Consider the following 12,329-nt stretch of genomic DNA (forward strand, 5'->3'; position numbering starts at 1 on the left):
GTAACATGTACAGCTGATAATCAATATAATCGACACAAACAATACATAATAAACATCAAAGGGAGCAGCTAAACAGCAATATAATTCTTAAATTGTACACTGCAAAATAAAAGTGTAAACGATTACAATTTTTCATCTAAGGGTTAATTTCAATTATTAGATCTAGCTTATGATTATATAGTGAAGGTTACACTTAGCACTTGAATTCAAGGTAGAGATAAGATGCTAAAAATAGTGAAAATGGAGGCATAAATGAGGACGTAAATGGAGACGAACGTGACTACAAAAATTGCAACGCACGTCGTCAGGGTCATCCTATCATCTATTTTTCCAATGTCTGTTTGGCATTAAAAATAGGTAAAAAATGCACCATAAACAAAACCAAGATAGCCAAATAAACACAATACCCTTCAAAGCCAATAGTCTCATGATTACTTGCAAGCGAGCTTGTTAGCCAGGTACTAAAAAAAGGTAATACAAATATAAAAATAGGGACTGTCGTTTTTAAAATCCAACTTTGCAGCGGCGCTTTTGACAGGCTTTCTCGTAACTTTTGTACGCTAGTAATGACTAATAAAAACCAAGGAATAAAAAAGGCAGGTAATGCAAAGTCAGGATAAATAATCGCCACTGATTGCAAGATTTCATCACCTTTTACTAGCACCAACAAGATAAGAAAAAAAGCTATCCATGCACAGAGGGTCATTACATGATTAAAAACGGCATTTTTTTGAATATTTTCTTTTTCCAAAACTGACTTCCTAAAATAAACTGATTGATACTCGATTAATAAAGTGTGAGCTTATCTTGTTAAGGTATAGATACCACAAGATGCTTTAAATTTTGTTAGCAAACGCTTTAAAAAAATAAGTAATAATATTCATAACTTACAACCATTTCGACAAGTTAACCATTCCATCAACAATCCCTAGGTTTATGTATTTAAGTTACTGTATTTAGATTACTGTATTTATCCACTTACATATCATTTAGATATACTTGCCCCAACATACAAGTTTTAATTAAAAACACTTCTAAACCACAAAAAAATAAATTTAAACAACTATTAATCAAAAAAACAGTGTTTAACAACTCATTATAGGTGGTTATAATCGCACTATTAAACTAACATTCAAGCTCATAAGGTTAGGTACTAAAAGGCTGCTGAACTTTAAAGCTTTTAATCTACTATCAATAAAAGTAATTAAATTAAATATAAAAAATACAGCGTGCCATGCTTACAATAAAATTGTAAATAGTCGCAATTTCAATAATTAAATAATTTTTTTTAAGCAATAAACCAGCAACAATATTTTCTTTTATTTCATCTCATGAAATAAGTATTACCTACTAAACAACTTAATTTAAATTTATCGCTATCAATAAAATCCCTCTGGAGACGATTAATGGACCATGCATTAGAAAAAAGCGAAAAAAGAAAAAAGCTCCTTCGCGCAGGTAAAATGCATGCGGTACATTGGTTGATTGTATTACTTTCGGTGATACTAACTTTTAGTGCCTGGTATTATTCGCAGTTTCAACAAGCACAAAAACTTGAGATTCAATTTAAACGTGAAGCAGAGAAAGTCGTTAATTCAGTAAAAGAGCGAATGACACTTTATGAGAATGTATTATGGGGCGGTGTTGCTTATATCGACGCTGTGAATTCAGATAATGTTATTAATCCAAGTGATGTGGCGCATTCAAGTATCACTCATCAACAATGGTCTGCCTATTCAAACAGCTTGAAAATAGATACTAATTATCCTGGCATCAATGGTTTTGGTATTATTTACAATGTACAACCTAAACATTTCGATGAGTACTTACAAGCACAACGCATGCAAAGACCAGACTATAAAGTACACCCAACTCATGATAATCCTGAGTATTGGCCGATCACCTATGTTGAGCCGGTTGAGACAAACAAACAAGCGGTTGGACTTGATGTTGCCTTTGAAGATAATCGTTACTCATCAATAAAAAAAGCAAGAGATTCTGGAAAGGCATTACTAACAGCACCGATCACTCTAGTGCAAGATGATAGGCAAACACCAGGTTTCCTTTTTTATACGCCATTTTACCAAAATGGGCTTAAACCTGACAATATAAAGCAACGCCGAGAATTGATTGCAGGTGTCACCTATGCTCCTTTTATTATGGAAAAACTAATGAAAGGAACACTGGCTGAAAAAAACCGCCATGTGAGTATTCAGATATGGGATGGAGAAAACCTATTATTTGATGATCATTCTAATGGCAACACCGCAGAAGCAGATCCTGATCCACTTTTTTCTAATAAAATCGATACATCCTTATACGGTCGTACTTGGACATTTTTAATCCAGTCAAATATTAGCTTTAGACAAGACACAAGCTTAAATCAGTCTTCAGTCATTCTAGTGGGCGGCTTAGTCATTGATGCCTTACTACTGATGTTATTTTTGTTTTTAACCAAGGCTAACAGACAAGCATTAAAATATGCGGATCAAATGACAGCAGAGTTAAAAGATCAAACCAAACATTTAGAAAAATCGAATGGGGATTTAGCACAATCTATCGCAGACTTGGAAAAATCAAATAAGGATTTAGAAAAATCTAATAGTGACTTAGAGCAGTTTTCCTATGTTGCCTCACACGACCTTAAATCTCCTCTCAATGCCATCGAGCAATTAGCAAGCTGGATAGAAGAAGATTGTGAAGAGCTACTGCCCGATGACTCTAAAAAACATTTAGTTTTATTACGTCAGCGCAGTAAACGTATGCTTAAACTGCTCGATGATCTATTAACTTATTCTCGTCTGAATCTAGCTACCATTACCAATAATAAGGTCAATTTAGCTGAAAAAGCACAAGACATATTATCATTGCTGGAAACCAACGATAACTTTACTTGTATTGCACCAAATATTGATATCAATATTCCACAGGCCCCCTTTGAAATAGTATTAAGAAACTTAATTTCTAACTCGATAAAACATCACGACAAAGCAACTGGTCAGATCATCCTTTCTTATACTGAAAAAGATAACTTCCATGAAATATCGTTATACGATGATGGCCCAGGCATCCCTGAAGAGTTTCATAATAAAGCCATGGAGATGTTTCAAACTTTACAGTCTCGAGATAAAGTAGAAGGAAGTGGCATGGGGCTTGCTATGATTAAACGTATTGTTGAACATTACCGTGGCAGGATGAATATTGTGTCTGATGGAAAGCGCGGTACCACCATAAATATTTTATGGCCGTTGAATGAAGAAACATAGAACAAGCCCAAACAATGACAAAAAATTGACAGCATTGCCAATATTTGTGACAAAATAAAAGCGCTTAGAAAATAAAAATATCCATTAAAAAGGTTAAATAATATTGGAAAATACAAATGAAATAACGTTGTTACTAGTTGAAGATGACGACATCGACGCGATGACCATTCAACGTAGTTTCAAAAAACAAAATATTACTAATCCGATAGTAAGGGTTTACGATGGCCTCGAAGCGTTAACATTATTAAAAAAAGGCGAAGTCGCTCCACCATTGGTGATTATCCTAGACTTACAAATGCCAAGAATGGGCGGCATTGAATTTTTAAAAACATTACGTGCTGATCCAAAATTATCGAATTTAGTGGTTTTTGTTTTGACCACCTCAAAAGCAAAGTCAGACATCATATCCAGTTATGGCGAGCATATTGCAGGATACTTTGTAAAAGGCCAGACCGGAGATAGATTCTCTGGCTTAGTAAGCATGCTAGAAAATTATTTTGAAATTGTTCATTTAACCGAAGAATAAAATCTAAAATTAAAATCGTCATTACTTCAAAGATAGGATTTAAGGATATGGTAGCAAAATGAACATACTCATTGTTGATGACGATATGATCGATAGAGAGATGATCATAAGAGCATTAAAGCGCAGCGATATTCTATGTAATATCACCCAAGTTGAAATGGTCGATCAAGCGCTTGAAATATTAGCTCACACTGCATTTGATGTCGTATTACTAGATTACAACTTACCGCAACGTAAGGGAATCGAGCTATTAATTGAATTAAAAGATATGCCGGCGAAACAAAAAGCGGTAGTGATCATGACCAGTACATCCAGAGAGGATGACTTAGCCGTTAATAGCATTAATGCCGGTGCACAGGACTTCTTAGTTAAAACAGAGATCGATGCCTTTAGGCTGCAAAGAGCCATTGCTAATGCACAAGTACGCGCTTCACTAGAAAAAGAGCTATTACTAAGCCATCAACGCACAAAAGAGCTTGCAGAACGCGACAATCTAACCGGCTTAGCTAATCGTTACTATTTTGACGAATCATTAAGTCATGAAATAAAAAAACAACAAAGAGATAAAAGTACACTCGCGCTTTTATTAATCGATTTAGATCATTTCAAATATGTTAATGATAATTATGGGCATGATGTAGGTGACCAATTATTAATTTCAGTAACTAAGCGGATCACTGCTTGCTTGCGCGGGAGTGAGTTATTTGCACGTTTAGGTGGCGATGAGTTTGCTATTACATTAACTAATTTAGAGTCAGTGTATGGAGCTAGTACTGTAGCAAAACGAATTATAGAAGCATTACAGCAGCCTTTCGAAATAGGCTCTCATGTGATCACTTCCGGTGCAAGTATTGGCATTGCACTTTGCCCTGGTGACAGCGGTGAGGTAAAAGAGCTATTTAAATTTGCAGATATTGCGATGTATCGTTCTAAAAGTGATGGTCGTAGCCAGTTCTGTTTTTTTGAAGCCAAAATGCAGGAAGCATTTTTAGAAAATTTCTTAATTGAAAGGCAGTTACGCACTACGCTTGAAAACAAAGGGTTTTATTTACTTTATCAACCAGTTATTGACTCATTAACGGCAAAAATAACAGGTGTGGAAGCGTTAATACGATTTGATGTTGAAGGTGTTAGTCAGCGCCCAGATATATTCATTCCCATTGCTGAAAAATCTAGATTGATCATAGAGATTGGCCGTTGGGTGGTAGTAGAAGCCATTATGCAATTGAGTATTTGGCAAAAAACACTTAATCCCGCATTCACTATGTCGATTAACTTATCCTCAGTACAGTTAACCGATGAAGGGTTAATTGAATTTATCAAATCTACCTTAAGCACTTATTCTGTTGATGCTAGCAATATTGAATTTGAGTTAACCGAAACGGCTTTATTAGTTGAACAGGAAAATAGTACGAAGATGATCCAAAGCATCAGTGACTTAGGTTGTAAAATTTCATTAGATGATTTTGGTACAGGATTCTCATCTATTTCACATTTACACACTTTTCCAATTAATACCGTAAAAGTGGATAAAAGCCTAATGCCTAGCTCCTCTCCGGAAGAAAATACCAAGCCCTTCTTAGCGGGCTTAGTTGTTATGCTCCAGTCCTTAAAGTTAAATATTATTGCCGAAGGCATTGAAACAGAGGCAGACCTTAACCTGTGTATCAAACTAGGCATTAATAAAATGCAAGGTTATTACTTTGATAAACCGCTACCGACACATGAACTAGAAAGGCTTTATTTATAACTAATAATAACCGCATCATTACACTTTTTAGTCATTTACTAACAATAAAAAAGTGTAATGAAATAAGGTAAAATGAAGAGTTGTAAAACGAGAAGTTAAAATTACAAAGGTAAAAAGATAAAGTAAATCAACGTTATATTGTAATTTACTTTATCATCTTTATTATCTTTTCTGTTCCCACTTATCCTTCTTCGCTAGCGAGTAATAAAGCACATTCTGCGGGTAAGGTGAAACTCAATTGTTGTTGTGCCTCGAGGTGCCAATCTTCACTGTGATTATCAAATCCTGAAAAATACTGAGCATTGGTCATCAACTCGAATCGTTCGAAAGTAAATGACACCGATTTTTGTCCAAGATTAATTGCATAAATACTTGTTTTACCTTGCTCAAAACGTCCAAAAACAAAGCTTTTGTCCTGCGCATAAAGCGTATGATAACAGCCCTGCTGAAGCTCTATTCTGCTTTTTCTTAGATTAATTAAACGTTGGTAAAAAGTAAAAATATCACTATTTTTATCAAGGTCGCCCCAAGGAAAACAGCGGCGATTATCGGGGTCATTTCCGCCTTGCAAAGCAACTTCTGTCCCATAATACAAACAAGGTGTTCCAGGATAACTAAACAACATCATACTGGCTGCCTTTAGCCTATTTAGATCCCCGTTTAATTGATTAATAAACCGAGATGTATCATGGCTATCTAGTTGATTGAGTTGCGCTAATTGATTTAACCAAGGTATCTTAGCGCGACTTTCAGTTAACCAGTGATCAAAGGCTTGAGCATCTATCTCAACCCTATGATAGGTAATATCTAAACCTGCAAAAAAAGCACGGACGGGATGAGCAAAACCATAATAATTCATCGCGCCATCTTCTTGATCACCTTGCAACCACTGTGTGGCCTCATAAAAATGCTCACCCACGATATACGCCTCAGGATTAACCGCTTTGGCAGACTCCCTAAACGCCCTGACATAGTGCGCATTATTATAAGCATTGGTGCCTTCACCTAGCATGTGGATCACATCAAAACGCCAACCATCTATATGATAAGGTGCTTTTAACCAGTGTTTTACAACCGATGACTCTGCTTTATAAATATAATTTTGCACTTGTTCGTTTAAAAAATTCAGTTTTGGTAGGTTATCAACCCCTTTCCAAGCAAAGTAATAATCCTCTTTGCTATTCGGCTCACCTAAAAAAACATAATAGTCGCGATAGGGAGAATCAGGGTGCTGATAAGCACTATCTTTAAAATGTTGATAGCGACCAAACCAAGGATGTTCACAGGATGTATGATTAAATACAGCATCGAGCATTATTTTCATGCCACGCCGATGAATATCATCGCTTAGTTTTGCAAAATCAGCATTATCACCAAAGTGAGGGTCAATATTAAGATAATCCGTCGTGTCGTATTTATGGTTACTAGGGGAAGTAAAAATAGGATTTAAATACAGAGCACTGATACCAAGCTCCTGTAGATAACCTAACTTATTTTGAATACCTTGTAAGTCACCGCCATAAAATTCACTCGCCCCCGTGGACTGATGCCCTGCACTAGCAACAGGCTCTCCCCATTGCTTAGCAATAATGGCATTTTCACCTCCACGATACAGGTACTCACCGGTTTTCACCGAAATGTCAGCATTTCCTTGGCAAAAGCGATCTGGAAAAATCTGATAAAAAACCTGCTCTTTGATCCATTCTGGAGGTCTATCTTGAGTATTAAATTTAAAGTGAGTTTCTCGCCCAGGAATACGCTCAAATTGCCCCGCCGCAGTCAACCAAATTTGGCCTTTTTCGGTTAAACACTTAAACGCATAATAAGTATTATCAATGTGAGTACTGATAGGAATTGAAGCTTGGTAAAGGCGATATGTATTGCCATCCAACTTACCATCCAACTTACCATCCTCTTCACCATACCCCTCACTATTAACATCATCACCTAGGTGAAAGTCATTTTGAATAAGCTCAAGGGCAATAAGTCTATCTTCATTGTCTGGTTCACAACGAATAAAATGAGAAGTAATTAAATGCTCAGGATCATGACACAACAAGCGAATGACGAGTGTATCGTCCTGTTGAGTGACCCACTGTTTAGTTTGTCCATGAAATAAAAAAGGCTTAGATGACAAAATAACAACTCCTTACGTAAACACTTAAGTATTAACAGTATTCAGATTATTTATTATTAAATCTAGGTTTTTAGGCTGAATCTGACTAGTTTATATAAAATATCGGATAAGTGATTGGATTAATGAAATGAATAATAATGGTAATGGTAATGGTAATGGTAATGGTAATGGTAATGGTAATGGTAATGGTAATGATAATGGTAATGATAATGGTAATGGTAATGATAATGGTAATAATCGGTTTAGATAATGATCGCTTTAAAACAGCGGTCCTTAAAAAGACAATGTTGAACTTAAAGTATGTACCTTAAGTTCAACATAATTTATAAAGAGTTGTTGTTGATGAGCATCAAGAATTAAACACTAACTAGCAAAAAGCTTAGTATTGACGGACTTTTTTAACCATCGCATTCATCTTATCAGCAGCTTGGTTAATTTCAGGTTTATCAGCTACTTCTGCAATCCCACAACGCCACCAAGATTCATAACCATGAGTCATACTTTTAGGCAGTACTTTTACATCGATTAAAGTCGCAACCGTTTGTTTTTTAGCATCAGCAATTGCTGCAATTAACTCCTCATCGTTACGTACAGTATAAGTGACGCAACCGTAGCTTTCGGCATTCTTAGCGAAATCAACGGGCACAGACTTACCCGTTAACTTACCTGTTTTGGCATCTCTAAAGCGATTTTCCGTACCAAAGCTGCCCATGCCGTTGTCCATTTGTAAATTATTAATACAACCAAAACTCATGTTATCTAATAATACGATATCGATTTTAATACCCTCTTGAATCGCCGTTTGTAATTCAGAGTGCAGCATCATGTAAGAGCCATCACCTAATACCGCATACACAGGTTGATCGGGACAAGCTATTTTTGCGCCAATTGCACCAGCAATTTCATAGCCCATACACGAGTAACCATACTCCATATGGTAAGTATCTTTTTGTTTAGGTCGCCAGACTCGTTGTAAATCAGAAGGCAATGATCCTGCTGCGCCTACTATAATTGCATCATCGGATAGCTCTTGGTTTAAAAGCCCTAATACACGTGTTTGCAATAATTTAGATTGTAGTACTTCAGCATACTCATCCAGAATTGTATTATCTAAATGCCCTTCTACTTCTGGTTCAAATTTATCTTGGTCATAACTAACATTATCAAGACGGTTAAGTTCTGTAGCCCAAGCACTACGAGCATTAACAATCTGATCAGTATACTCAGACTGGTAACCTTGTTTCTCTAATGCGTCAGACAATGCATTTAAAGCCACTTTAGCATCAGCAATAATACGAACGCCATCTAGTTTATAAGCGTCGAAACTGGCTACATTAATATTAATGAAGCTCACATCTGGATGTTGATATTGTGATTTTGATGCCGTAGTGAAATCAGTCATTCGCGTACCAACACCAATAATAATATCCGCATCTTTAGCTAAAACATTGGCAGAATAAGTGCCCGTTGAACCAATACCGCCACAGTTTAATGGATGATCAAAAGGCACCGCACTTTTACCTGCTTGTGTTTCACCAAATGGAATATTAAATTTTTCAGCAAAGGCCTTAAATGCATCGTGAGCTTCTGAATAACGTACTCCACCACCACAAACTAACAATGGTTTTTTCTTGCCTTTAAATGCTTCTACAGCTTCTTCAATCATGGCTTCTGAAGCAGGGCGACGCTCAATACGATGAACACGCTTTTTGAAGAAATATTCAGGGAAATCATAGGCTTCACCTTGCACATCTTGAGGGAGAGAGATAGTCACAGCACCCGTATCAGCAGGATCTGTTAACACACGCATAGCATTAATCATGGCGGTCATTAATTGCTCAGGGCGTACAACTCGGTCGAAATATTTAGAAACAGGACGGAACGCATCATTGGTTGAGATTGAATAATCATGAAACTGTTCAATTTGTTGAATAACAGGATCAGGCTGGCGCGAAGCGTATACATCACTAGGCAACAGTAAAACAGGAATGCGATTAGCCGTTGCCGTAGCAGCTGCCGTGATCATGTTTGCACTACCAGGGCCTACAGAGGCACTAACGGCATATATTTTCTTTCTTTTATGTTGTTTGGCAAAACCTACAGCTATTTGTGCCATGCCCTGTTCATTACAACCTTGATGTACGATTAAATCGCCAGGATCTTGCTCTAAAGCTTGGCCTAACCCAAGTACATTGCCATGCCCAAAAATAGTAAACACACCATGTACAAATTTTTCTTGCTGGCCATCGACCTCAACATATTGTTGATTTAAGAACTTTACTAAGGCTTGTCCGGTAGTTAATCGAAAGGTGTTCATATATTTGCTCCAGGGTAATAATAGGCTTTTTACAAACCATACAAAACATTAAAAATGCAAAATAGAAAATAAATTTCAAACGTAATGCATAATATTAACGAAATGGGTTGATTAATAGTGGTTTGATATAAAAGTGTTAAACGCATCATGTTATATTAACAACTACAAAATAATAACAATGCAACATACTGTTTTAAATGAATATATTTAAAGTAACAATAATATTAAGCACTTATCTAAAAATAACTACAATACAATTAACAGAAAATAGGGAATAAAGAAAAGCTCAATAACTGCTTATAATAAACATATCAAAAACAAAAAATAGAAAATATTTTTCAATAGATAAAATTAAAAATATTGAGATCGAATGAAATATAGGTTCTATTTAAGCGAAAGGATAAATGGATGTATAAAAAGAGGCGAAAAGAGTACTAATAACTCCTTACAGTAAAGGAGTTATTTTATAAATGATAAATAAGAAATAACCGGCTATTTAGCCACATCAAGGTTGAAGTGCCTATTAGACAACTCTGCTAGCTGTTATCTGTTATAGGGTTATAGGTTATAGGTTATAGGTTATAGGTTATAGGTTATAGGTTATAGGTTATAGGTTATAGCATTAAGCCTACGGCTAGCGTCTGAGCAATAAACATCGCGCAGGTTAAAGAGCGAAAACCCAACACATCGTTTTCAACAATCTCAAAACAAATATCTGCTTTTCGGCCATACTCACTCATTTGATGGTCAGTAATAGCAACAATCTTAGCGCCAACTTTATCTGCACGTTCAATAGCAGAAATAGATTCCTGCGCATGCGGTTTAAAGGTAGTGATCAACAATACATCACTGTCTTTCATCTGTTTTAGCATCGGCGAACTCATACCACCGGGGCCATCTAACAGGACGACGTTTAAGTCTTCTTTTATCAGCATATATGAAAGATAACTAGCAACGGGGTAAGCTCGTCGCGCACCTTGCACATAAATGGTTCTCGCATTTGCAAGTAACTTGATTGCATCTTCTAACTTAGAGGGTGAAATCCCCACCAACACATCTTCCATGGCTCTAATATTTGAATCACCTAAACTTTCAAATATGCCTTGGATAGAGTCAACTTGCATTGAGCCTTCTTGCTTTGCTCGTTTAATACGTTCTTTGTAATCTCGCGGTTTATGAAAATACTGATCACTGAACAGTAATTGCATTTTACTAAAGCCATCAAAGCCAAAAGTATTAGCAAAGCGACTTAAGGTAGAGATAGGAACACCGGCTTTAACTGAAATGACTGACATGGTTTCAAAAGCGACAACCATCGGTTCTTCAGTAATAAAATCAGCCACTTGTTTAAGGCGATTACTTAAGCTGTCATAACGGTCGGCAAGGATATCTTTGAATGTGTCTAATGTTGTTGCAACTTCAATTTTATTCGGCATTATTTTTACTCTCAAAAAAACACCTAAGTCACTACTTAGGTGTTAGTAAAGGTTAACCAATAACACAGTCTAAGACAATAATTTAAAGCATCGAATCGCTTCTTCTCTGACATGAGGCATGGCTTTCTTCATAAAATACAGGCGATCAAATTTTTCAGCTTCAGCATTCATATAATCGCGTAAATTATGCCCCAATGCTTGTCGTAAAGAAGTGCCGATATTAAATTTTGAGACTCTGGTTTTTTTAAGTTTTAAAATATCTTCATCGCGAATACCACTGGTACCGTGAATAACCAAAGGTTTAGTCACTAATGCTTCAACCTGCTTTAACAACTCAAAATCAATGACACTGGTTGGTTCCGTTAAACGATGTACGTTACCAATCGATAACGCAATACAGTCCAAATCACTTTGCTCTGCATATTGCTGCGCTTCTAAAGGACTGGTATCAATTGTTTTGATATGGTCGCGCCCTTCTTGATAAGGAACAGATCCAATTTCACCTTCAACACTTACACCACATGCGTGCGCTACTTCAGCGACTTTTTTGGTGCGGGCAATATTATCTGCCAGTGAAAGTTGCGAACCATCAAACATCACAGAGCTAAAGCCAGCCTTAATCGCTTGATAAACGATATGTTCTTCATAGGTGTGGTCCAGATGCAACACTACTTTTTGTGAGCTATTTTTAGCTAACTCATTAAACATCGTGGCTGCAATCACAGGCCCATAAAAATCAATCACATCTTTATTGCATGCCAAAATAACCGGCTTTTTAACTTCCTCAGCAGCATCTACAATGGCCCTTGCATCTTCATAACCAAAGATATTAAAGCAAGGTACTGCATAATCACTATTCGCCGCATCAGGCAAAACATCATTTAAATTAACAAGCAT

9 protein-coding genes are annotated in these 12,329 nt (G+C 36.4%); 4 read left to right on the forward strand and 5 right to left on the reverse strand.

Features of this window, described 5'->3' with window-relative positions; all coding sequences use genetic code 11:
* Positions 1–322: 322 nt before the first annotated feature.
* Positions 323–751 carry a hypothetical protein gene (locus MT391_RS03460; RefSeq protein WP_499496927.1) on the reverse strand — a complete coding sequence of 143 codons (429 nt, stop codon included), beginning with the start codon at positions 749–751 and terminating at the stop codon, positions 323–325.
* A 655-nt stretch (positions 752–1,406) separates the two neighbouring features.
* On the opposite strand from MT391_RS03460, the gene MT391_RS03465 reads away from it, so the two are divergent.
* From MT391_RS03465 to MT391_RS03475, 3 genes are all read left to right on the forward strand, one after another.
* On the forward strand, positions 1,407–3,266 hold the full coding sequence (locus MT391_RS03465) for a CHASE domain-containing protein (protein WP_499439095.1): 1,860 nt from the start codon (positions 1,407–1,409) through the stop codon (positions 3,264–3,266).
* 103 nt (positions 3,267–3,369) lie between these two features.
* Positions 3,370–3,792 (forward strand): response regulator, encoded by a 423-nt coding sequence (locus tag MT391_RS03470; RefSeq protein ID WP_166368336.1) that lies wholly within the window; start codon positions 3,370–3,372, stop codon positions 3,790–3,792.
* A gap of 58 nt (positions 3,793–3,850) precedes the next feature.
* Entirely contained in the window at positions 3,851–5,542 is a 1,692-nt protein-coding gene (locus tag MT391_RS03475; RefSeq protein ID WP_499496928.1) for a two-component system response regulator, read from the forward strand.
* Between the two features lie 181 nt (positions 5,543–5,723).
* Here MT391_RS03475 and malZ read toward each other — a convergent pair whose 3' ends face one another.
* Positions 5,724–7,679, reverse strand: coding sequence for a maltodextrin glucosidase (malZ, locus tag MT391_RS03480; RefSeq protein WP_499496929.1), 1,956 nt, complete (start codon positions 7,677–7,679; stop codon positions 5,724–5,726).
* A 127-nt stretch (positions 7,680–7,806) separates the two neighbouring features.
* Between malZ and MT391_RS03485 the strand changes: the two genes are divergently transcribed.
* A complete protein-coding gene (locus tag MT391_RS03485) occupies positions 7,807–7,929 on the forward strand; it encodes a hypothetical protein (RefSeq protein ID WP_499496930.1) in 123 nt (40 codons plus the stop codon).
* 129 nt (positions 7,930–8,058) lie between these two features.
* On the opposite strand, the gene iolD is transcribed toward MT391_RS03485, so the two are convergent.
* From iolD to MT391_RS03500, 3 genes are all read right to left on the reverse strand, one after another.
* Entirely contained in the window at positions 8,059–9,996 is a 1,938-nt protein-coding gene (iolD, locus tag MT391_RS03490) for a 3D-(3,5/4)-trihydroxycyclohexane-1,2-dione acylhydrolase (decyclizing) (protein WP_499496931.1), read from the reverse strand.
* 614 nt (positions 9,997–10,610) lie between these two features.
* Positions 10,611–11,432: a MurR/RpiR family transcriptional regulator gene (locus tag MT391_RS03495; RefSeq protein WP_499439101.1), complete on the reverse strand. Its 822-nt coding sequence runs from the start codon at positions 11,430–11,432 to the stop codon at positions 10,611–10,613.
* Between the two features lie 69 nt (positions 11,433–11,501).
* Complete coding sequence (locus MT391_RS03500) at positions 11,502–12,329, reverse strand: class II fructose-bisphosphate aldolase (RefSeq protein WP_166368346.1); 828 nt, start codon at positions 12,327–12,329, stop codon at positions 11,502–11,504.

The organism is Vibrio sp. 1-Bac 57, assembly GCF_037546855.1.
Taxonomy (GTDB): domain Bacteria; phylum Pseudomonadota; class Gammaproteobacteria; order Enterobacterales; family Psychromonadaceae; genus Psychromonas.